At 55.6% G+C, this 21,952-nt stretch carries 16 protein-coding genes and 1 tRNA gene; 6 read left to right on the top strand and 11 right to left on the bottom strand.

All coding sequences use genetic code 11. From position 1 onward, the window contains the following. The first annotated feature begins 187 nt into the window (after positions 1-187). The gene (locus G536_RS28380) at positions 188-913 is read left to right on the top strand and encodes a TVP38/TMEM64 family protein (RefSeq protein ID WP_051166997.1); all 726 of its coding nucleotides are present in this window, start codon (positions 188-190) and stop codon (positions 911-913) included. A 66-nt stretch (positions 914-979) separates the two neighbouring features. Next, positions 980-1,051: transfer RNA gene (locus G536_RS0116400), tRNA-Glu, on the top strand. 296 nt (positions 1,052-1,347) lie between these two features. Here G536_RS0116400 and G536_RS0116395 read toward each other — a convergent pair. From G536_RS0116395 to G536_RS0116385, 3 genes are all read right to left on the bottom strand, one after another. Further along, positions 1,348-1,803: a hypothetical protein gene (locus tag G536_RS0116395; RefSeq protein ID WP_022824691.1), complete on the bottom strand. Its 456-nt coding sequence runs from the start codon at positions 1,801-1,803 to the stop codon at positions 1,348-1,350. A 391-nt stretch (positions 1,804-2,194) separates the two neighbouring features. Next, the gene (locus tag G536_RS28375; RefSeq protein ID WP_022824690.1) at positions 2,195-2,767 is read right to left on the bottom strand and encodes a hypothetical protein; all 573 of its coding nucleotides are present in this window, start codon (positions 2,765-2,767) and stop codon (positions 2,195-2,197) included. A gap of 169 nt (positions 2,768-2,936) precedes the next feature. Next, complete coding sequence (locus tag G536_RS0116385) at positions 2,937-3,200, bottom strand: barstar family protein (RefSeq protein WP_022824689.1); 264 nt, start codon at positions 3,198-3,200, stop codon at positions 2,937-2,939. Between the two features lie 156 nt (positions 3,201-3,356). On the opposite strand from G536_RS0116385, the gene G536_RS0116380 reads away from it, so the two are divergent. The 3 genes from G536_RS0116380 to G536_RS0116370 all read left to right on the top strand — a co-directional run bounded on the left by G536_RS0116380 (position 3,357) and on the right by G536_RS0116370 (position 7,135). Next, positions 3,357-3,986: a DUF1801 domain-containing protein gene (locus G536_RS0116380; protein WP_022824688.1), complete on the top strand. Its 630-nt coding sequence runs from the start codon at positions 3,357-3,359 to the stop codon at positions 3,984-3,986. A gap of 186 nt (positions 3,987-4,172) precedes the next feature. Continuing rightward, positions 4,173-4,802 (top strand): hypothetical protein, encoded by a 630-nt coding sequence (locus G536_RS0116375; protein WP_022824687.1) that lies wholly within the window; start codon positions 4,173-4,175, stop codon positions 4,800-4,802. A 281-nt stretch (positions 4,803-5,083) separates the two neighbouring features. Beyond that, positions 5,084-7,135, top strand: a complete 2,052-nt coding sequence (locus G536_RS0116370; protein ID WP_169515118.1) for a hypothetical protein — start codon at positions 5,084-5,086, stop codon at positions 7,133-7,135. Between the two features lie 165 nt (positions 7,136-7,300). On the opposite strand, the gene G536_RS28370 is transcribed toward G536_RS0116370, so the two are convergent. From G536_RS28370 to G536_RS0116345, 5 genes are all read right to left on the bottom strand, one after another. Next, positions 7,301-7,663 (bottom strand): hypothetical protein, encoded by a 363-nt coding sequence (locus tag G536_RS28370; protein ID WP_022824685.1) that lies wholly within the window; start codon positions 7,661-7,663, stop codon positions 7,301-7,303. A gap of 212 nt (positions 7,664-7,875) precedes the next feature. Next, entirely contained in the window at positions 7,876-9,453 is a 1,578-nt protein-coding gene (locus G536_RS31835; protein ID WP_169515117.1) for a cyclic nucleotide-binding domain-containing protein, read from the bottom strand. Between the two features lie 77 nt (positions 9,454-9,530). Continuing rightward, positions 9,531-10,457: a YitT family protein gene (locus tag G536_RS0116355; protein WP_022824683.1), complete on the bottom strand. Its 927-nt coding sequence runs from the start codon at positions 10,455-10,457 to the stop codon at positions 9,531-9,533. A gap of 319 nt (positions 10,458-10,776) precedes the next feature. Continuing rightward, positions 10,777-13,209, bottom strand: coding sequence for a mechanosensitive ion channel domain-containing protein (locus tag G536_RS0116350; RefSeq protein WP_022824682.1), 2,433 nt, complete (start codon positions 13,207-13,209; stop codon positions 10,777-10,779). A 153-nt stretch (positions 13,210-13,362) separates the two neighbouring features. After that, positions 13,363-13,893, bottom strand: coding sequence for a hypothetical protein (locus G536_RS0116345; RefSeq protein ID WP_026880280.1), 531 nt, complete (start codon positions 13,891-13,893; stop codon positions 13,363-13,365). A 214-nt stretch (positions 13,894-14,107) separates the two neighbouring features. Here G536_RS0116345 and G536_RS0116340 point away from each other — a divergent pair, with 214 nt between their 5' ends. Further along, on the top strand, positions 14,108-14,398 hold the full coding sequence (locus tag G536_RS0116340) for a hypothetical protein (protein ID WP_022824680.1): 291 nt from the start codon (positions 14,108-14,110) through the stop codon (positions 14,396-14,398). Between the two features lie 65 nt (positions 14,399-14,463). Here G536_RS0116340 and G536_RS30810 read toward each other — a convergent pair whose 3' ends face one another. From G536_RS30810 to G536_RS28350, 3 genes are all read right to left on the bottom strand, one after another. Beyond that, on the bottom strand, positions 14,464-16,374 hold the full coding sequence (locus tag G536_RS30810) for a T9SS type B sorting domain-containing protein (RefSeq protein ID WP_022824679.1): 1,911 nt from the start codon (positions 16,372-16,374) through the stop codon (positions 14,464-14,466). 96 nt (positions 16,375-16,470) lie between these two features. After that, positions 16,471-18,459 carry a sensor histidine kinase gene (locus tag G536_RS30805; RefSeq protein ID WP_022824678.1) on the bottom strand — a complete coding sequence of 663 codons (1,989 nt, stop codon included), beginning with the start codon at positions 18,457-18,459 and terminating at the stop codon, positions 16,471-16,473. A gap of 226 nt (positions 18,460-18,685) precedes the next feature. Continuing rightward, complete coding sequence (locus G536_RS28350) at positions 18,686-21,727, bottom strand: CheR family methyltransferase (protein WP_084708663.1); 3,042 nt, start codon at positions 21,725-21,727, stop codon at positions 18,686-18,688. Between the last annotated feature and the right edge of the window lie 225 nt (positions 21,728-21,952).

Raw genomic sequence — 21,952 nt, 5'->3', positions numbered from 1 at the left:
GGTGAGATAGTGAACTAGTGAGTTTGCTGTTCAGTCTGCGTGAATGGCGCGCTAAACTCACTAGTTCACCATCTCCCCATTTCACCTCTAGTACCCGCTCCGGGCGGTTGGGGTTGCCGTAGCTTTCCTGATAGTAGCTACGTAGAGGATTGTTTTCCATTGCACGCCTTCGTTTTCTTCCTGCCTTATGTCAACTTCTGCTGTTCCCGCTGGTTCACGTTCGTCTGCTAAGCGTCAGGCTAGCCATTTGCCGCTGTACCTGTCCTTGGGATTGATAGGGGCGCTGATAGCTGCTTATTTTCTGTGGCCCGCTTTTCAAACCACTGCACAAGAGGGCTTTGCGGTATTGAAAAGTGGTGAGCAGGAGCGTATTGCCGCCTGGATGCACCAATTCGGCTACTGGGGTCCGGTGGTAGTAGTGCTGCTGATGGTGGTGCAGATGTTTCTGTTCGTGGTGAATGTGGTGGCCCTGATTCTGGTGGCGGTATTGGCCTACGGGCCGTGGTGGGGCTCCCTAGTGGCATTGATTGGCATTATCGTTGCCTCCACGGTGGGCTATTGGCTGGGGCATGCCCTTGGCGAATCATTTGTGCGCAAGGTGCTGGGCGAGAAATCCGAGCGGAAAGTGTTGGGCATTGTGCAGTGCTACGGGGTGTGGGCCGTGGTTATTGCCCGCCTCTCCCCCGCCCTCTCCGACGATGCCATCAGCTTTGTGGCGGGAGCGGCCCGCATGGGCTATTGGAAATTTATGGGGGCTACCGTGGCGGGCACCATTCCGCTTATTGCCCTGCTGGCCTACCTCGGCGAAGAAAGCAACCGCCTGAAAACCGGCCTTCTATGGGTTTCTGGCGTGAGCCTGCTCCTGTTTGGTGGGTATGTCTGGTGGAACCAGCACCGACAAAAAGATCAGTAAATCATTGGCAGGAACTTGCAGAGTAACTTTTTAGTGCCTTATCTTTGCAGCACCAAAACGGAAAACGGTCCGTTCGTCTAGGGGTTAGGACAGTAGATTTTCATTCTACCAACAGGGGTTCGATTCCCCTACGGACTACTTACTTGAAGGCCACAAACTTTCAACGCCAAATAAAAAAGCCTCTCTACATAGCGTAGAGAGGCTTTTTTATTTGGCGTTGAAATCAATAAATTCAGCCGGTGGCGCGCGAAAAACAGTTGCTCTTTCTTCGTTGTTTGGAAGTGGCTCCAAAAAAGCGTCTTGCGCAGCCTAGAATAGACAAGCGCGAAAAGCCTAAGAGGCTGGCGGAAGGCGATAAGAAAAGTACCGAACCCTTAGCAAGGCTTACAACCCGGTGAACTGTTACTTCGCTAGAGCCAAGCATAGTTGTACAACTATGCGGCTTGTAACTCGGCCTCGTAATAACAATCCCAGTAGCCATTGTCGAGCCGATACACGTTAACCCGGTGTAATAAGCCGGTGCGCGGATGCCGCTCCTTTACTTGCCCACGCCAAATCACTTTCCCTACCTGCCTGGCGGGAGCTGGCTGCACCGGCTGCCCAATGGCGTAGGTGAAACCTAAAACAATCCCACAGTTACCTGAATCAGCGACATCTTTCGATGCCGCAGCAGTATAAATATCTGGTGAGGTTACGTTGGCCACACGGCACGGCTCCTCATGCCACGCTAACAGCTCGCCACAAGCAGAACAGGTAGGCGCCGCTACGTCATCAAAAGAAGCAGAATCCGCTTCATTGCCTGAGTACTCGAAGGTTTCTGCGTCTCCGGTTTGCTCGGTTGCGCTTACTTCAAGTACAATTGTTTTCGAGGTTTTCTTTGCGGTAGACATACGTAATGCACTGAATGAGTAAGCTAAAATATGTAGCACTAGCTGCTTTAGCAACTAATTGTGTTAGACATACGCAAGCATAGCAGCACCCCAAAACGGTATTAATCAACTAGGTGGCGCAAAAATCGGCTTCTATCTCTACTACCAAATGCAACTAGTTGCTACTGAAGTCGAGTATGTGTGCTACAAGTGCTTTGAGAAGGCCATGGGCCCCAGGCTAACAGGCTGCGCGCCCAAACAAGCTGCGAAATAGCGCTACCGCAACAATAAAGACTTCAGTTAGTAGGTACGTTGCCGCTGGCAAGGGCCTCGCACACCCTGAGTGAAAAGCGAAAACCCAGCTTTAGGGTGGAGCTCAATAGCAGGCCGCTAGATAAATGTTAAAGCGGCACTAGTCTTTATAAATGTCAAACTTGGCCAACGGCACCCGGCCAAAGTTTTTGGCGGTGGTAGCTGTGGTGGTGCCGTGCTCGGGGTCGAGGGCGTGAAACCGCTCACTACCGTCGCGGTGCAGCAGCCAGGTGCGAGTAGCAGCATCGTAGCGGAAGGTGATGTAGCGCGTCCAACGCTGAGCACTACCGCCGTAATGCTCCACTGTGAAATAGCCATTTTTGATGGCTAACCCCATAAACGGGTCCCCCATCATACCCCCACAGTCCACACAGTACACGGCGTTGTCGGAACGGGCTGCCAAGGTATAGGTACCGCCTGCGCCCCCCACAAACAGCAGCAAAGGGCGCTTGGTGGGGTGTTCTATTACATCAGAAGTTTGCTTTTCGTTGGGCTTGTTCAGCACCACTACCCAATCGGGGGAGGCGTCACGGTTTAGGTCGCCCCGCTCGGCGGCCAGCACCACATAGCCGGCGGGCAAAGCCCGGCGGATGGCCGCCGGCAGCACAGGGGCAGGAGGTGCTTGAAGTGAGGCAACCAGGGACAGTACACTCAGGCAATAGGAAAGCAGCATAGCAAAAATTGAAATAAAGCAACATTACCAAACGAAGTCAGGCCACCAAGCTTGCCTAAGCCGCGTGCTGCTACTCGGCATGATCTGCCTTACGGATAGTACCACGCAAGATATTTGCCCACAGCGCGAACTACGGCTCAGACCATGCCGCACAGTATCCACATGCTAGCTACCCTAGCATAATGCGTTTACCCGGCCGCTCGGCTTCATAGTCTTGGATTACCTGCCGTAAAATACCCATATCCTTCGGGCAGGCTTGGGCAAACTCCTGCCAATTAACTAAAACCAACTGCGGGGGCAGCTCAACAATAGCAATAATAGCATCCCAGAAGGCATCCCAGCTCGGGCCATACCATTCAGGGAAGCCCAGCTGGGTTTTAAAGAAGGCATGCAGATCAGCCTTGCTGGTAATACCGCTCAAATCCAGAATCATGCGACAAAGTAGCAAGGATATAGCGCATACCGCCGAGTGAAGCAACTTACACCCCACCTACAAGCCCGCTAAGAGCAGTTGAAAATACCATAGCACCTGTCTATCTTGCTGTGGCAGTGCTTATAGCGCCGTCTCGTTCACTAAGTAGCCTCGTCTATGATGAACCCACAACTTGCGCCCTACTTTGCCGAGGGCTGTGGGCGTTGCGCCTTAGTTGGCACGCCTGCTTGCACCGTACTGAAGTGGACGCCAGTGCTGGTACAGCTCCGACAGCTTGTTCTGGCCTGCGGGCTAACGGAGGAGTTGAAATGGAATATGCCGTGTTATACATTTCGGAAAAAGAACATCGTTCTGCTCCACGCCTTCAAAAACTATTGTGCCCTCAACTTTTTCAAGGGGGCACTGCTACAGGATGCGGCCGGCCTGTTGGTACGACAAACCGAAAACGTACAAGGTGTGCGCCAGATTAGGTTCACGACTACAGCGCAAGTAGCGGCGCAGGAGGACTTAGTGAAAGCCTACATCTACGAGGCGCTAGAAATAGAGAAGCTTGGCCTCACCATACCCTCAGCGCAAGCCAAAGAACTTTTGCTTCCGGCAGAGTTGCAACACAAGTTGCGGGCATTCCCGCCGTTGCAAGCTGCATTTGCGGCCTTGACTCCGGGGCGTCAGAGAGGATACGCCCTGTATTTCTCGGAGCCGAAACAGACTGCAACACGGCTAGCAAGGGTGGAAAAATACGTGCAGCATATTCTTCAGGGCAAAGGCTTGCATGATGCTAAATGACGGACAGACCACCCAACCACGTCTAGTACTACGCCGTTTTACTTAGCTCTAGTCTTTGACCAGCTACCAGAGAAAAAGCTGTTAGAGCAGTAGAAGCCGTATAAAGTGCTACTTAGTTTATACTCACTATAGTCTTGCTGTGCTGCCGAGGCTGTTTCTTTCTCATTTGTCTTCGTATTTGCCTCAATGAAACACACCACCCACACCTTTAAAACCGTTGCCACCAAAGGCGGCAAGCAGTACGTAGAGGTAAAGGACCGCCTCCTGTACCTAGCTCACCACTTCGAGGGCGAATACGGTATCGAAACCGACTACCGTTACTTCGCTTCCCGCAAGATGTGGGTGGTAAAAGCCACCCTTACCCTCACCCAGAGCGGGGTTACCAGCACCTATACCGGCCTTGCGCAAGAGCTGGAAACCGAGAAATACGGCGCCGTGAATAACACCAGCGCCTTGGAAAACGCTGAAACCAGCGCCGTAGGAAGAGCTTTGGCTATGGCCGGCATCGGTATTGAATCGGGTATTGCGAGTGCCGATGAAGTGCGCAAAGCTGAAAGCCGCGCCGAACGAAACAAATCAACCAGAACTGAGCCCGAAGCTATACCGCAGGCTGCGGCTGCCCCAGAAGCTACTGCCGCCACTACCCAACAAAAGGCAGAAATTACCCGCTTATTAACCCATGAGGCTTTCACGGAAAAGCAACGGGTAGCCGCGCTAGCCACCTTGCCTACCATGCCGGAAGCCGCCGCCGCGCAGGCCATTCTAACAATGAAAGGCCGCATTACCGAACACGAAAACAAAACGCAAACTCAATAATTATGCTATTGGCAGCCCGTCCCTTTGGGCTCAGTTGCTTAGCCGAATAAGAAAAGTGCATTCTTTACCCAGTACAACTCCCTAGGTACTACCTTTGCGCTACTCGAGTGGCCGGTATTTGGTGTAGCCGGTACTGTTTCTGCGTGTCCTCTGACGTTGTTTGCTCTGTGCGCTTTTCTTCAAGCTTCCGTTTTCAACTATATTTTGCAGTACTACTGCTAGGCTTCACATTAACCAGCTTTCAAGCGGAAGCGCAGATTGGGCCCGTGCTACGTGAGTTAGTGCTGCGTACTGACACCACTTTCTACCAGCTTACCCGCAACACCGTAGCCGTACAGGGCGAACAACACCTGTATTTCTACTATCGACAGGAAGACGAAACGGCTGAACTGGAAGTATACCCGCTGAACTTCCAGGCCAGCCGGCCCGTGCGCATTGTGCGGTCTGCCGATTTTCTGCTGCTTGACTCGCTCACGCCTGTGCCGAACAAGCCGTTTTATCGGGCCAAAATCAAGTTCAAAGAGCTAACTGCCACCCGATTCCTGCGCCTAACGTTCAGCCAGCCCGCCGACTCGGCGGGAGGTGTGCCACTTACCCAAACTATTAACCTGCTGCCTATTACGCGCACCACCCTGGAGCTGCGCCCCGGCGATACTGAGCTGTTTGTAGGCGAAGAAAAGGTATTCGAACTCAGTAGCAACAACCTCAAAAACATCCGTACCACCGCTGATTGGACCAAGGGCCGCGACATCGACTACCGCATTACGCAGGAAAAAGGTGGCCTGCGCCTGCACGTGTTGCCCAATGCGCTGGGTACCCGCCTGCTCACGGTACAGGTCCAAACCGAACGGCCCTTCCTTACTGATAACAACCGCCGGGTCAGCTACTCGCTGCCGCCCATTCGGCAGGAATTCTCCGTGAAGGCGTCGCGGCTGCGGTTTTTGAGCGTCGATAAAAAGGAAATTACCATTGATGAACTCTCGCGGCGCAAGGGCGTGGAGCTAATTCTTGACAATGGCCGCACCTTCGATTTGAAGCGCACCTACCGAATTGAGGAGCAAGAAGAAGCAGGCGGCACTCTGATTGCCGAACTGTTTACGCGCCAGTACCTTACCAACGACCGGGTGCTGTGCTGGCTGCGCGTGTACAATACGCACCGCCAAACCGACAGCTACCTCTACATCAAGGAAAACGACCAAGCCAAGTACATCACCAACTTCAACATCTCGCCCAAAACTACCATCAATGCTGTGAGTGTGCGGCATCGGGGTGGCGATTGGGTGAGCAGTACCAATGTGAACCCCGGCGAAACGGTGGATGTGCGGCTGGAAGGCGAGTCGTTGGCGCGGGCCCGTTTCCACTTCGAGGATGTGCAAATTATTCCGTCCGATTCCAGCATCCGGACCGATGCCGCTGTGGTCTACCGCGTGCAGGTGCCTATTACGGTTGACAAGCGGCGCATTACCATCTTCAACAACGGGCAGCCCACGGGACAAAGCCTGGCGGTACGAGAGTTTCAGCGCCCTCATCCACTTGATTTTGTGAGCGTAACGTTTGGCGAATCGCCGCGGCCCATTACGCGTTTCAACGGCCCCGTACTCTACGACCGGACAGTGAGCGACGTGGTGTTCAACTTCAATACGGCCGGTATTGATTCGGATAAGCAACTCTATGGTAAGCAGTACCTGAGCTTCGATATTCGCACGCAAAATGCGCGGGGTGAACTGATTGAAATGCGCACCGTGGACAACATTGTAGTGTGCCCAGACGAGAATTCGGTGCGAGCAGCTTTCTATCAAGACAAGCAGTGCCAAGTAGGCAACATTAGCCTCAACAGCCTGCTCTCAGCCCGCAAAACTTACGCCCTCGATGACTGGAGCACCATTATCATTACAGTGCGGCACAACCAAGCGCAGTACCAGGAAGCGGGTTTCACGCAGAAGTTGGAACTAGTGCTTCAGCGCCGCGTGAAATTCGACATCGACATCAGCTTCCCCGGCGGCTTGCTTACCAAGTACAAAGGCGAATCGAGTTTCACTTCATTTGGGGGTATTTCGCTGGCCACGCTGGCGCAGTTCAGCTTTTATCACCCCACTAAAATCAACAAACTGCGCCCTTATAAGGTGGGTGCGGGCTTTGTGGCCCTGAATGCCTTCAACCTCAGCCAGGACGCCAACGTGAACCGTGACTTAGGCATTGTGGTCCTGGGCTCAGTTTATCCTACCCGCTCTGATGCCAAACTTACATTTCCACTTTACCTTGGCGGGGGCTACCTCATGAACAAAAAGTCGTTGTTCTTCCTGTTTGGGCCAGGCATTGGCATTAGGCTATAGCACAATCCACATAAAGCATTGAAGCGCAACAGCCTACAGCTCCCGCTGTGGGCTGTTTGCGTTACTTAGCGACGCTATTATCGGGTACAAAAAAACGACCTGCGCACAAGTGCGCAGGTCGTTTGGACTTAGCAGCTACATTAGGTAGCGGTGAAGCGTTACAGATTAGCGGGTGGTAGTTCCGCTAGTCGTGCCTGATGTAGTACCAGTGGTACCCGTGGTGGTGGTGCCAGTCGTAGTGGTACCGTTGGTAGTGCTGGTACCAGTAGTAGTTGTGCTCGAGGTAGTGCCAGTGGTTGTACCATCGGTAGTACCCGACGTGGTAGTACCTACTGTGGTGCCAGTAGTGGTAGAGCCACTGGTAGTAGCATCCATCGTGCCGGTAGTAGTAGTGCCTGTGTCAGTGCCCGATGTAGAGCTGGCAGGGGTGTCGGTGCTAGTGCTGGTGCATGCTGAAAGGGCAACGCCGGCACTGAAAAGAAGAGCAGCTACACGAATGGTCCAGGCAGAATTCTTGGTCTGTTTCATAGGGTCAGATGGTATTGGTGAATCGGCGCACGACGGTCGTGGCCTAAGGATCGTGGAGCCTTTTACGCCTATATTCTCATAAGGATGGAAAAATGTGTTTGAATAAATACTTAATTATTCAAGTTACTACGTATAAACACGTAGCTAATAATTATACTATATTACCCTGGATCAACTTGTAACAGCATAAACAATAGACACTTACACTAAATTCAGGAAGCTAACAGCTGCGCCTCTTCATTTTGCCGTCGTAGCCGCTGGCACAGTGCCTTTATAAGAGGATGAAGAACTTTGGGGTGTGTTGCTAGTACGTTATAGAACTCTTCCTGATCGAGCCGTAACGCTACTGTATGGGTGCGGGCAATAGCCGTAGCTGAGCGAGGTTCGGCATCAAGCAGCGCCAACTCACCGAAAAAATCTCCTGGGCCAAACGAAGCCAATACTTGGAAACCGTCGAAAATATCCACCGTTCCCTGCTTCAGTATATACAAAGAAGACTCCAGTGCACCTTTCGCAAAAATTTCCTGCTGCGGCTGAAATACCACTTCCCTAACTGCCGACACGATGTCGGCCAGCACATTTTCTGGTGTTTCGCTGAAAAGTGGCGTTGCTTTGAGCAACAATACCCGCTCCCGCGCTGATACTTCAGCCGCTAACGGATCTAATGTTGCGGCCAGTAGCGCAGCCACATCGGGGTGGTCGAGGAGCAGTTGGTCGTAAGCGGCGGGGCGCTGTACAGGCAAGCGGCCCAGCACCTCCCACGCCCCTTCCCGAATCAACTGATTGGAGTGCAACAGAGCTGGATACAACAGCGCCACAGTAGCTGGCGCCGGATGCCATTGCCGCAGTGCCACGTGAATAGTCCAGGTGGAAAACGCCTCAGTGCCACGCCGCAGGATTAAGGTTTGCACGGTTTCGGTAGGCACAAATGGCCCCAGCAGATTATCAAATACCTGCGCTTGGTGCCGTATGTGGTTCCCGCCAAGTAGTGCATACACGCCTTGGTAGAGCGGGCGCGGCAGTAGGTTCTCAAGCGCCGCCCATTGGCTGGCAGGCCACTCAGAGGCAAAATGCGCCACGCTGCGTTGCACCTCAAGAATGGGGTTGGGGTCGTAGAGTTGCAGCAATAGCCCAAACACCCGTTGCAGGCTCCGGTGCAGCTCGTAGTGTAAGGCCTGCTGCAAGTCGGTAGTGGCATCGGGCAGGCTGTGCAGTAGCTGCTGAGCTAGGCGCATTTCTTCTTCCATCACGCGCTGAAACAATGGAGCATCGGCTGGCACAACAGAAAAACTGCTTAGTGCCCGCAGAGCTGCTGCCCGCCCCGGCAAGTTTCGGCCACGTATTACCGCAAGCAGAGCCTGCCGGGCGGCGGGGCCGCTCAGCCGGGCGCATACCTGCGCAAGGCGCTCGGCCAATACTTCATCCGTTACCGCCAGCAGGTGCTCTTTCAGAACAGGCAGTACCGCTTCACCGAGTACAACTAAGTTGTTGGTAGCGGTAAGGCTCGTTTCCTTATGATGAAGCGTAGTAATAAGCTGCGCAAGTACAGCAGGGCCGGGTAGTTCCGGCGCAGTACCAGCCGGCCGCAACTCGTTGCTTTGCCCAACACTAACGGGCGTTGGCATCATTGCTTCCGGCACTGAATTAGCATGGGCCTGCCTACTGCGACCCAAGTGCCAAAGCCAGAGCAGACCACCAATTACCAGCACGCCAGCCCCAGCCAGTAGGCCCCACCACGGAACCCCCAGCATACCGTATACAGCGGACCATCCTGCCGTTATCTTGTTCATAGATACCAGTGGAAAAATAAGAAGTAGGCGGCCGCGCATAGCTTCAAACAGAGCGAACGAGCAGCGCGCAGGCAAGACTAGTGCAGGGCCCGTTTCTTGATGAGGCCGCCCTTCATGTCGGTGATACTTTGGGTGAACACAAAGGCGTTAGGGTCAATCTTGCGCACTTCATCGGTCAGATTTACCACTTCCAGCCGGGTGATGATGGTGAACACTGCCTCTATTTTCAGGTGCTGATGCCCGTGTGAGCCGTACCCCTGCGTGCATTCATACACGGTAGCGCCACGGTGGAGCTTATCGGTTATCAACTGCCGGATTTCGGTGCTGTGGAAGGAAATGATGGTCAGGCCGGTGTACTCCTCAATGCCGACCAGAATGAAATCAACAGTCTTGGCGGCCGATAAATACGCCAGAATAGAGTACAGCGCCGTTTCGATGGACAGCAGCCAAGCCGCTACTCCAAAAATCATGATATTGATAATCAAGACTATATCCCCGATAGAAGCTGGCATTTTGCGGCTCAGGTACACAGCTAAGATTTCAGTACCATCAAGCACGCCACCGCCCCGCATAGTCAGGCCCATACCAGCTCCCAGAAAGAAGCCCCCAAACACCGCAATCAGCAGCTTGTCGTGGGTGAGGGGCGGAAAGGAAACCACTAGCAAGGCCCCCGCCAGCGCCAGGATGGTGAGCAGAGTTTTGAGAGCAAACTTGCGTCCCAGCTGGTAATATCCCAGCACAATAAACGGGATGTTAATAATCAGAATCAGCGCCGATAACGACAGGCCGGTGAGCTGGCTAATCATGAGCGCAATGCCAGTTACGCCCCCATCAATAAACTCGTTGGGCAGCAGAAACCCCTTGAGCCCGAGCGAGGCGGCAAACACGCCGGCCGTTAGCAATACTCCTTGCAACGCCATCTGGAGAAGCTCTCGCCGGGTGTAGGCGGCCATCGTGGCGGCGGCCCTGGCGGTCCAGTACTTCAGTGCAACACGATTTTCCATAGCCCGACCCGAAAAATAGCAAACGCCCCTACTCCGCCAGCATGAATAGTTGCCCTCTACCGGCGTAACTCATTCTTTCAGCGGCCACTTACCTACTTGCACGGCACTTCCTGAACCTCCAAGTACGCGGTGCTGCGGCCCTGCTCCGCACACCCTGGCTCTTACCGCCAAATAGTACTAGATGGATAATATTAATGATTTATTTATATCAACAAACAACAATATATAAGAAAGCGCCCCGTACTTCTGCAAGCACGGGGCGTTTCGAGGCACCAGTAGCGGCGCGGCTTTTGTTTGCAGGCAAGCGGGCCGCTCGTATTTATATCATGGTGATGCCTTCCTGTGTGAAGCGGCGGTGAATACCCGCTAGTACTTCGCTTTTCAGTACCTGCTCCTGCCGGATATTGTTGATCCAGAACAGCACTTTTAGGTCGTACACTTGCCCGTTTACGCCGCTCAACAGAATCTCTGGGGGCAGCTTGTGCAGCGTATTGGGGTTTTCCAGCACCTCGTCGCTGATGAGCTGCTTGGCCTTATCGAGGTCGGTATCAAGGTTTAACTTCAGTCCCAGCTCCACCCGAATGTGGTTGTTGCTCAGCGTCCAGTTGATAACGTGGCCGGAAAGCAGGTCGCCGTTGGGCACGATGATTTCCGAGCCGGACAACGAAATCAGCTTGCTGGCCCGGATGCCGATATCCTTTACGCGCCCGGTTTTGCCGGTCACCTCAATGAAGTCGCCCACCTGAAACGGCCGCTCAAAAATCAGGATAATGCCCGATACCAGGTTGTTGATGATGTTTTGCAGGCCCAGCCCCACGCCCACGCCCAAGGCACCCACCACAATGGTAATCTTGTCGAGGGGCAAGCCCGAGGCCATGGTAGCCAGCAAGAAGCCCACCGCCAGCACCACCAGCCGGATAGCCACCAGCCAGGAGCCTTTGCGGTCGGGGTCGGCATTGAATTCGTCGTCGGTTTCGCCAAAGAAGTACCCTACGTAGCGCTGTAACAGCACCGCGAGGTAGATAATAGCAAAGAACAGCACGATATTGGCCACGCTGAACGTGATGCTGCCCAAGTGGTGGGGCATCGTTAGGACGTATTCGAGGAAACGGAAAATCGGCTGAAAGATGCTCAGGTTGGCCGTAAAGCTCATCAGCCACAGCGTGCACACCACCACCGACAGCACCACCCGCAGCCCCTGCTCGATTTTCTGAAAGTTGAAGCGGGCCGCTGCCCCGCCCGCCAAGCGGCTGCGCTGCATCTGCAAGTGAAACGCCTCGGTCAGTAGCCGCACAAACGCCGACAACCCGATAATCTGAGTGAGGCCCAAAATGGCACTGCTGCTGAATACTTTGGCAATACTTACCCGCCCGGTGAAATTGCAGAGGGCCGCCAGCACGTTCAGCCCGATAAACAGCACCACTACCGGCGGCACAAACGCGGCCAGCTTCAAGCCACCGGTGTGCAGCTGGCGTCGTAAGGCCAGTCCCAGCGCCACGGCCAGCAGGTTGAGGGCAAACATGGCCCAGCGCATACCCATGCCCGGCTCATTGGCAGCGTACACGAACGTGAGACCCAGAAACAGCCCTACTATTCCCATCCAGTACCAGAAATGCCGCCGGGCCCAGCTCCGGGCCAGCAGCACGCTCAACGACACTAGTAGCAGCAGTTCCAGCAGGTCGGTGTAAGCGGCGGGCGGGTTCAGGTCGAAGAAGGGCGCCACGCTGAACACCACTACCAGCGTACCGGCAACCGGCACTGGCCGCAGATAGCGGAAAGGCTGCTCCTCGGGCGCAGGAGCCGCTGCGGCCTGGTTTACCATCCGGAAATTGCGGAACACCCACACGAAGAACACCAGCCCTACTACCAGCATCCAGGCCCCGAAGTGCCAGTTTGTGGTGAAATAATAGCGTAGCAGCCGCTGCTGGCTGGCATACGACTCGCGCACAAGCTGACCGGCGGCAGCTGGCGGGGCCTCTACATCTGCCGTTCGCCACAATGGCGCATTAACGGGGTCAAGCGTGCGGCGGGTGAAGCGGCGCGACTGTTCCCGCACCTCATCCTGTAGTTCCAGTGCCTGAATATAGCCGTCGGACACACGGGTTTGCAGCTGCGTGACGGTCTGGTGGTTGCGGGCCAGCAGCAGGCGGGCCCGCTGCTGCTTGCGCTTCAGCCGCTGGGTGCTGCGGCCCAGCGCCGTGGTGGTATCGGCTGGGGCCGGAATGGCGTGCGTGGCCAGCGAGTCGAGCTGGAACTGCATCTGCGTGAGGCGCTTGCCCTGGGCAGCTAGCTCAGTGCGCCACCCGCCCAGCTGTTCCTGCATGTCGGCCAACAGAATCTGGAACATGCGCAGCTGCTTGGGGTTGATGACCTTGCGGTACTGCGTCAGATTTTGCCGGATAGTTTTCAGGTTGGCTTCCACCTCCGGCAACTCCTCGGCCAGGTCGTTGGTGTCGGCCCCACGCCGGGCTCCACCGCTGATGCGGCCTAGCACTAGGTAGGCCTGCTCCACGCGCTGGGCTGCGTCCTGCTCGGTAACCGGCGCCACTTTTTCGGTGAGTATGGCCGCCGTTTGCACCGAATCCTGCGCCTGAGCGGCGGCTGGCAGCAGCAGTGCGGCCACCAAAGTGCAGCGCCAAAGCCAACCACTAAATAACGAGTTACGGAAAGCTACCCGAAAGCTAACGGAGTGGCCAGGGCTGCCGGAAAGCTGGGGGGCAGGAGCGGTACTATTGGTAAGCGCTTGCAACATGAAAAAAGCTACTGGTTCAACTTCACGGCTGGGTCTGGCGGACGCCACTGCCAAGCGCTGAGCGTCCGCCCGACCCAGCCGTGTTGTGCCCCAAAGGTAATCACGGGCCCGGCAGCAGCTTCCGGCGCTACCCAACTGCTAGTCCCACTTTTCCTACATTCCAGTGCTGGTGGGCAGTGGCTGCCGGATTTTGAGGGCCTGCTTTAGCTCCTGCTCTTTCAGCTTTTTGCAAGTCAGCAGAATCAGCGCGTCGTTGCTCATGGAATTTTCGTCGTAGCTCATGTGTACCCGCTTGCCACTCCACGCATAGCGTTGTGTGAAACCACTGCGCTGCACGCCCGGCCCAGCCTGCTGCTGCAACTCGGCCAATGCGGCCCGGCTGTTTTTCATGCCGTGCGTTTTAATCATTACTACGGCTAGCCGGCCTTGGTAGAAGCCATAGGTAATGTCGGAGGCCTCGCCGGCCCCTAGCTTTTTCTGTTCGCCAGTACGCCGATAATAGCGGGTCTGACCGGCTTTTTCAGCTAAGGCCAAGTCGCGGAAGGCACTGGTATCGGCCTCGAAACGCGCCCCCCGAAAGCCGTAGGTTTCGTCGAGGGCTTGAATGCCAGGTTTAGTGTTTTGCGCCTGCAACGTGGCTATCGGCAAGGCAAGAGTACAAATAAGAGCAGGAAAAAACTTCATAAAGCAAGTAATAGGCCCATACGATGCCCTAACTAAGAGTGGCTGGTGGGCAAGATAAATCACGTAGTTTGTAACCGAACACAAAGCCAGCTAAAGTGTAAATAATCAGGGCAATAGTACCTCGCCTTTCAATATTTTAGCTTTTAAAATACAACTAGGCACATCCATTTACTACTCTTTTTAGTATATTTAGGCATACACTAAAAAGAGTAGCATGGATTCCAATGTTCGTTTTCTGCTGGCCGCTCGGCTGGTTAACAGTAGTGCCGATCCGCTGGTATTCGAGTTTCAGCGCGACTTATTTAACGATCATCCTGCTCACGTGAGCATTAGTCGGTTGGGCTGGCAGGCGCTCAGTCCTTCGCAAGCCATTGGCTATATCACCGACCGGTATCTGCTAGAGAATCCCGAAGAAGAGGAGCGCGTGGGGCGGGTTCTGATTACGCACTGCATCAATCAGGCGCTGGGGCTCCCTAATCCGTATCCTGGCCGGCCTGTTGAATAGCTACTTAAGCCGATGTGTTAGGGATAAGCCGGCCGGCAGTACAAACCATCAACGGCCCCGGTAACTTATTGCACCACTTCCACCCAGCCCTTATAGCGGCGGCCGTTGGAAAAGGTGATAAGATAGTAATAGGTACCAGCCGCACCTACCCCACCCCACCGGAATGCGCGCTCCGCGGATTGGAACACCTCCCGCCCCCAGCGCGAGTAGATTCTGATACCAGCAAATCGAGCGTCGCAATAATCAGGAGGTAAGCTGGGGATGGTGAATACATCGTTCTTGTTGTCGCCGTTGGGCGTGATGATGTTAGGTGGGGCAAAAGCCACTGTATCAACGGGAGGGCCTACCACAAACCGCACGGGCAGCAGCCGGGGCACGGTGGGACAGTCGGCCGTTTCGCGCAGTTGAAACTGTACGGTCAGCTCGTCGCCCAGCTGCGCGGCCTCACAGGTGGGTAGCCACCGGAACGTGCCGGTAGCTTGGCCAGAGCCATTTTCGGCGTTGAATTCCATGCCAGCGGCTGCCAGATCGAAGCCTTGCGCGGTAGCACTTAGCACCAGCGGATTACGGTCGGTATCATTCCCCAGAAGTTGAGCGGTGTAGAGGCTACCAAGCGGCACCTTTACCAGCACAGCCGCGGCCGGGTCAGTGGTAGGGAATGTGGTGGTAAGTGTGGGCGAGGCGTTGGAGGTGGGGCGGGCCGTGAAGGCCAGGCGCACAGTGTCGAGTTTGGGCAGGCTGCACCCGTTATCGGCTACCAGCACATCCAGCAGCCAAACTTGCCCGTTGGAATTCAAACAAGGTGAAAAGCACACGGTTGCCTGCAAGGTATCGGGGCTACCGGCAGCCCGCACCGAGCCAATGGCCGTACCTCCCACCGTGGGCACCGGGCCGCTGAAGTTCACTGGCCGCACCGATAAAGTAAGCCGAGAGTTGGGGTCGGAGTCGGTGAAACGCACCCGAACGCAGGGGTTTTGGCCGGGCGCAATTCGTAGGGTATCGAGGCCGGGGCGGTAGGCACGGGAACTGCTGCCGGTATACACCTGGGCGCTGGGAGCGGTATTGGGCGTGCAGCTCAACACGTATAGCTGGAAGTCGCGGCGCGTTTCCCCTATTTTCACGCCTTGCCGGTACTCTTCGCACCGAATCCCGAACACAAACAAGCCCACTCGGGTAGGCCGAACGGTTAGGCGGCCGGTGCGGGCGTCAATGCCGATGGTAGGACTGCCTGGTATCTGCTGCTGCTCGCTGAGCCCAGCCGCCCAGTTCACTAGCCCATACGGCCCAGCCTGCGTAACGGCCTGGTTACCTTGCGGCGCAGTCAGTGGGGTTATCATGCTGTAAGCCAAGGAGTCTCCGTCGCTATCCTGGCCGCCAAAGTCATAATAGAACAACTCATTTATACAAGCGTAGTCGCCGAGGGGCGGAAAGATGCGGGGCGTGGAGTCGCGGAAGGGCTGGCCGTTGCGCACCACCGCCGGAAACTCCAGGTAGAACGTCTGGCCCGTAGTAAGCGAATTGGTGATGTTGCTGATGCCATTGTTGCGGCAGCACCGCTCGGCCGCCACATAATAGCCGCCAGCCGCAGCATACTGGTTGGCATCCAGCGTGACGTCGCGGCTGTACACCAGCTTGCGGGTGCTCAGAGAGGGCTGGGTGCAGGCTGGATTGGTGTAGTTGACGAACGTATTGCTAACCAGCGGCAACATTAGGTCCTGCATGCGCTGGTTGGTGGCCTTGGTGAAAATAGCTGCCCGAATCTGTTGATCCAACGCGTTGGGGCTGCCATTAATGGCGTCGAAATACAAGTTTAGTACCAGCGTGTAGGTACTACCCGACTTGTATTGCAGCTCCATTTCACCACCTACAATGTGGGTGGCGCGGGTGGTGGGTACCAGCAGCAGCCACACACCTATCAGCACCAGCAGCGGCCGCCACCGGCCTGCCAAAAGCAACTTGACACCTACCATCTTCATAGCAGAACCAGGAATACGTAGCGAGCAAAAGCGCCTCAGCCTGAGCGGCTTCGCGTCAGATGAAAGGTAGGTATATTGTGGCGTATCCGGTGCGGGTTATTTCACTGGCAGTTCGATGCTGATGATGGTGCCTTGGCCGGAGCGGGAGTTGATGGTAAGCGCGCCCCCCAGCAACCCTACCCGGTTGCGCAACCCCGGCAACCCGATACCTTGCCGAGGCGCAAAGCTGGGGTCGGCCTCGAACCCTTGGCCGTTGTCTTCCACCAAAACCGCCAGCTTATCGTCTTCACGCACCAGATGGATATAGGCTTCCTGGGCTTGCGCGTGCTTGATGATGTTGCTGAGTAGCTCCTGCACAATGCGGTACACGGCCACTTGCATCAGCTTGGGTAGCGGCTCCTCCAGGCCCGTCAGGTGGAGGTGCACCGCTATGCTACGGCGCGGAATCCGACGAATCAGCTCTTCCAGCGCGTATGCCAACCCGAAATCTTCCAGAATACCGGGGGTTAGCTCAAAGGAAATAGTACGCGTCATCCGAATGGCTTCATCGAGTAAGGCGTGTACTTCACCGCGAGGACTGCCGGCCGCTTGGTTGGTGAGGTGCAGTTTGGTGGCATAAAGCAACTGCCCGACCCCGTTGTGCAAGGCTTCGGCAATGCGCTTGCGTTCAGCTTCTTCGGTATTCAGAATGGCCGACAGTACCTCCTGCTGCTGACTTAGGTGCAAGCGGGTGGTTTCTTCTATCAAGCGGTTGCGCTCCGTAATGTCCCGGATTACGATCAGTATCCCGTTTATTTCGTCGTGCTGTTCGCCCCGCAGCGGTATTACGTAGGCGTCGTATTGGCCAGGGCGCGTCACAAACGGGATGCCGCGGTGCACCAGCCGCTCTCCGTTGCGCAGTACTTGCTCGAACTGATAGCGTCGCTCCGCCGTGTCGAGGTTCGGAAAAACAGTGAATATCTGACGGCCTAGCACGTCCGTTTCGCGCAGGCCTGAATACAACTCCGCTTCGCGGTTCCAGGCCGTAACGCACCCTTCGCGGTTCAGGGCCACAATACCGTCAACGCTGTTGTCGAGCAAGTTCTCTGTGAAGTCCTTTTCGGCGCGCAATTGCTCGCGCGCCGCCCGTTGCGTTGAGATGTCGCGCCACACGGCGTACACCAGCACTTCCTCTCCTACTGCAATGTAGGTGAGCACCACTTCCAGCCAGAGGCTTTGCCCCTTCAATGTATACCGGAACCACTCGAAGCGGTGGCTGCCCTGGCTACGCAATAGGGCGTAGTGGTGCTGAATCATGTCGACGGAACGCCCACCACCGGGCTGATACTCGGGCACCAGAAAGCTGATTTTCTGACTTACTAGCTCGTGCTTGGCCGTGGCTTCCAGCAGCCGCATAGCGGCTGCGTTGCAATCCACAATCTGCATGCCCCGCACTAAAACTATTGCATCAGGACTTTGCTCGAAAAGCTGCCGAAAACGGGCTTCACTCACAGCCAGCGCCTCCATGGTGGTGTGGCGGGTGGTGGTATCGAGCAGGGCAATACGGCAGCTAACGGTATCATCAACCGGCGATACCGCCCGGTTGCCTTCCAGTTGCGCGTAGAAGATAGTCCCGTTTTCGCGCATCATGCACAACTCACAGGTTTGGCGCTCGTCGGCGTTCAGCAGGGCCGCCAGAAACTTGGCAAATTTCAGCCGCTGGGCTTCCACTACAAACAAGGCTAACCGCCGACGGAGCAATTGCTGCCGCACCGCGCCTAGTAGCTGCGCTGCGCTTAAGTTCAGTTGCACAATACTACCTTTCTCGTCTAGCGTTAGGTACCCTACCGGCGCAAAATCGTAGAGATTTGTGTACTCGACGCGGGCGGCTTCCGCTTCGGCCTGAGCTACTAGCAGCTCCTCATACTGCATTTCCAGCTCAATCTGATGGGTTTGCAGCTCCTGCACCAAGCGCTGCATGGCGTCGGGGGCAGCTTCGTCGGTGGCGCGCGTAATCAGCTCCCGCCGCCGCTCGGCCCGCTCGCGCAATGCCCGTAGCGCTTCGTGGGCAGCAGGCAGATGGTCCTCGGGTTGGGAGTTAGTCATAAACGGGAGTAGCAACTAGTGAGGTGTGCTGGCTATCTGTACTATACATATGGGCGGCAAGCGGCGGCTTGCCTAGTAAAGCAGCCGCACCTCTGTAATGGAAGTGCGGCTGGCCATATTGGCTACTAGATACATTGCACAACCGGCCACAGCAACCTCAGCAGGAAACAGAATGCACCTAGCCTCTTACAACAGCTTGCTTATCAACCCAATACAAAGCACCCTCTTATACTGGCAGCAATTCCACGGTTTGCACTCCCAAAAGTAAGTGCCCCGTACGGTTGCCTTCGCTGAGCAAGCGCCGGCCATACAGCGTCACTTTCCGCTCGCCCAGTTCAGGAAGCGCCATGTTTAGCTGAACGTCATCGAAGAACGCTATTTCGGTGTTCAGCAGCTCGTACAGCCGGGTGAACAAGTCGGGCTGCTTCCAGGCGCCGTTGCTGATGGTAGCCAGCAACTGCCCACGCACGGTACTAAGTTGCACTCCGAAGGTGGCAGCAAACGCCGAACTCACGGTTAGCACGCGCAGGTCCTCATCCAGCACCAGCAAAGGCTCCCGTACCGTTTCCACAATACTTTCGGCAAAACGGCGGCTGGCTTGCAGCTGAGTTTCCAGGTGCTTGAGGCTGGTAACATCGGCGAAGGTGATAACCGCGCCGCTGATGTAGTTATCAAGGGTGCGGTAAGGCAAGATGCGCACGGCATACCAGTCGCCGCCGGTGGTTTGGATGTTGGTTTCCACGCCCACCAGCCGCTCCAGCACCTGGTCCACATCGGCTACTAGCCGCTCGTAACGCAAGTTGTTGGCGAAGTGCGTGAGCGGCCGGCCCACATCGGTAGGCAGCAGCGAGATGATGCGCCCTACCGATGGTGTAAAGCGCTTGATTACCATTTCGTTGTCAACGAAAATGGTGGCTATGTCCGTGGCATCGAGCAGGTTCTTCATGTCGTTGGCGGCCTGGCTCAGCTCCTCGGTTTTGTGCTGGTACTGCATGTTGAGGGTCATCAGTTCCTCGTTGAGGCTCTGCATTTCCTCTTTGTTGGTCATGGCCTCCTCGTTGGTGCTTTGCAGCTCCTCGTTGGCACTTTGCAGCTCTTCGTTGGTGCTTTTAAGCTCCTCCACGCTGCTTTCCATTTCCTCGATGGTGGTTTGGAGGCGGTGGCGGGTGTATTGCAGCTCTTTTTCCAACGACAGCACCTGCCCGTCGCGGCTCAGTTCGGCATCGAGCTTGCCCTGCCGCACCCGGCGCGGCGTTACGGTGTCTTCGAACACCACCAGCAGCAGGCCGGCCAACAGTTCGGGCTCAGGCAGATACTTCACGGTGAGGCGCAGCAACTGAATACCAGTTTCGGTTTTCACCTTCACATTTTCGCTCACCACGGTTTGCTGTTGCTGAATGGCCCGGTGCACGGCGTCGCTGATTTCAAAGTGCAGCTCTTCGCGGGCCATGTCGAAGATGTTGAGCCCGCTTAAGCCAGGAGCAGGTTCCAGGTACTTGCCGGTGCGTCCATTCACGTACAGAATGTCGCCTTTGGGAGTAATTACCACGGCCGGTGGCGCATAAGACGCCAGCATCAACCGTTGAATAAGAGCGGCAAACGTATTGTCGCGGCGAGGAACGGCGGATGGGGTCATGCTATTGATGGAATGAGGCGCCGGCGCTTGCGAGTGGGCCAAAGAAATTGGGAAATGGGTCAGGCGGGTAACCTGCGTAGGCGCATCAATGGCCCGGGAAATCTTCCACTTCAGATCCAACGGTGTAAAAAGGTCCTGGAAGCCAGTCAGGTTTTCGGAAGGTCCCAGGAAAAGCAGCCCGCCCGGCACGAGGGCATAGTGAAAAATAGGCAGCAAGTTTTTTTGCAGCTCACTGGACAAGTAAATCAGCAGATTGCGGCAGCACAGCAGGTCGAGACGAGTGAAGGGCGCATCTTTGCTGATGTTGTGGAGAGCAAACACCATACAGTCGCGCACGTTTTTGCGAATCTGGTAGCCGCCATCCACTTTCTTGAAAAAGCGCTGTAGCCGCTCGGCACTCACGTCGGCCACTATATTTTCGGGGTAGAAGCCAGCCCGGGCCACGTCGATGCCTTCGGGGTTGATGTCGGTGGCAAAGAGCTGAAACGTAAGGTTGCGGTTGGGCTCAGCATCAAAGCACTCCAGCAGCGTCATGGCCAGGGAATAGGCCTCTTCGCCGGTGGAGCAGCCAGGAGCCCACACCCGAATGGTGCTGCCCGCCTCCTTAGTGGGAAGTAGCTGAAGCAAATGCCGCTTAAGCAGCACGTAGGCTTCTGGGTCGCGGAAGAACTTGGTGACGCCAATCAACAGTTCTCTAAACAGCTGGTCTACTTCCGCCGGATTCTCCTGGAGGTAGCGCACATAATGCGTGAACTCCTTGATTTGGTGACCGTTCATGCGCCGCTCGATGCGCCGAAATACGGTATTGCGCTTGTAGAACGAGAAGTCGTGCCCGGTTTGGTTACGAATCAGGATGAAGATTTTTTGCAGGGCGTGGGCCGGCATTGTCGGCTGGGCTTGGGCTGGTGCCACCCGCCGCTGCCGCCGGTGAATGGGCTGCTGCACATAATCAAGCAACTGCGGCACCATGGCGGCGGGAGGCAGCACAAAATCCACAAATTCGGTGGCAATGGCGGCGCGGGGCATGCCATCGTAGTCGGCCGTTTCAGGGTCCTGCACCATCACCATTCCAAAGTTTTCCATCACCATCTTCAGCCCAATACTGCCATCCGACCCCATGCCCGAGAGTATAACGCACACGGCTCGTTCGCGGGCATCTTTGGCCAGGCTTTGTAGAAAATGGTCGATGGGCAGGCGGCGGCCCGGTGGTTGGGTAGGCTCGAACAGATGCAGCGTACCATGCAGCAACGACATATCCTTGCCCGGCGGAATTACATACACGTGGTTGGGCCGCACCCGCATACCATCCGTTACTTCCAACACCGGAACAGAGGTGAAGCGCTGCAATACTTGCTGTAGCTCGGCATGTTGGCCTGCCATCTGGTGTGTTACCACTACGTAGGCAATGCCGCTAACAGCAGGCACTGCACGCAAAAACTGTTCGAGCGAACTCAAGGAGCCTGCTGAACCACCTAACCCAACTACCGGAAAATTGAGTGGGTTGCGCGTTAGATTGAAGCCTACCCGGTCGGGACCGGGTATTATTTCCACCCCAGCCTCGGCGGAGTTAGTTGCACTACTAGTAGATACACTATCGGGGAGTGACCCACGCCTTACGGCACCTTTTTTCATGAGGAAACAAACAGCCAATAAAAGGCTATAAAGGAAAATCTGAAAATCATGTTACTGTCAAAAGTAAACAGAAAGCCCAAGCTCCTGCCGTTTTGAAAGTTGCTGCTCTGCCAAAAAAATCAAGTACAATGGCTAGACCAACTTTCTTTTGAGTACGTACTTTATGTAGACTCATAAAAGACGGCTTCGCGCGACTCCGCCTTTCGCAATTATTTTCATTTCCCT

The sequence above is a fragment of the Hymenobacter norwichensis DSM 15439 genome (assembly GCF_000420705.1).
Classification (GTDB): domain Bacteria; phylum Bacteroidota; class Bacteroidia; order Cytophagales; family Hymenobacteraceae; genus Hymenobacter; species Hymenobacter norwichensis.
Note: the sequence above shows the minus strand (reverse complement) of the source record. Positions and strands in the feature narration are given on the sequence as shown.

What these genes read in the sequence shown, in the direction of transcription:
- G536_RS28380 (WP_051166997.1), top strand. Translation starts at nt 188, where the DNA reads ATGTCAACTTCTGCTGTTCCCGCTGGTTCACGTTCGTCTGCTAAGCGT.
- G536_RS0116395 (WP_022824691.1), bottom strand. Translation starts at nt 1,803, where the DNA reads ATGTCTACCGCAAAGAAAACCTCGAAAACAATTGTACTTGAAGTAAGC.
- G536_RS28375 (WP_022824690.1), bottom strand. Translation starts at nt 2,767, where the DNA reads ATGCTGCTTTCCTATTGCCTGAGTGTACTGTCCCTGGTTGCCTCACTT.
- G536_RS0116385 (WP_022824689.1), bottom strand. Translation starts at nt 3,200, where the DNA reads ATGATTCTGGATTTGAGCGGTATTACCAGCAAGGCTGATCTGCATGCC.
- G536_RS0116380 (WP_022824688.1), top strand. Translation starts at nt 3,357, where the DNA reads ATGATGAACCCACAACTTGCGCCCTACTTTGCCGAGGGCTGTGGGCGT.
- G536_RS0116375 (WP_022824687.1), top strand. Translation starts at nt 4,173, where the DNA reads ATGAAACACACCACCCACACCTTTAAAACCGTTGCCACCAAAGGCGGC.
- G536_RS28370 (WP_022824685.1), bottom strand. Translation starts at nt 7,663, where the DNA reads ATGAAACAGACCAAGAATTCTGCCTGGACCATTCGTGTAGCTGCTCTT.
- G536_RS31835 (WP_169515117.1), bottom strand. Translation starts at nt 9,453, where the DNA reads ATGAACAAGATAACGGCAGGATGGTCCGCTGTATACGGTATGCTGGGG.
- G536_RS0116355 (WP_022824683.1), bottom strand. Translation starts at nt 10,457, where the DNA reads ATGGAAAATCGTGTTGCACTGAAGTACTGGACCGCCAGGGCCGCCGCC.
- G536_RS0116350 (WP_022824682.1), bottom strand. Translation starts at nt 13,209, where the DNA reads ATGTTGCAAGCGCTTACCAATAGTACCGCTCCTGCCCCCCAGCTTTCC.
- G536_RS0116345 (WP_026880280.1), bottom strand. Translation starts at nt 13,893, where the DNA reads ATGAAGTTTTTTCCTGCTCTTATTTGTACTCTTGCCTTGCCGATAGCC.
- G536_RS0116340 (WP_022824680.1), top strand. Translation starts at nt 14,108, where the DNA reads ATGGATTCCAATGTTCGTTTTCTGCTGGCCGCTCGGCTGGTTAACAGT.
- G536_RS30810 (WP_022824679.1), bottom strand. Translation starts at nt 16,374, where the DNA reads ATGAAGATGGTAGGTGTCAAGTTGCTTTTGGCAGGCCGGTGGCGGCCG.
- G536_RS30805 (WP_022824678.1), bottom strand. Translation starts at nt 18,459, where the DNA reads ATGACTAACTCCCAACCCGAGGACCATCTGCCTGCTGCCCACGAAGCG.
- G536_RS28350 (WP_084708663.1), bottom strand. Translation starts at nt 21,727, where the DNA reads ATGAAAAAAGGTGCCGTAAGGCGTGGGTCACTCCCCGATAGTGTATCT.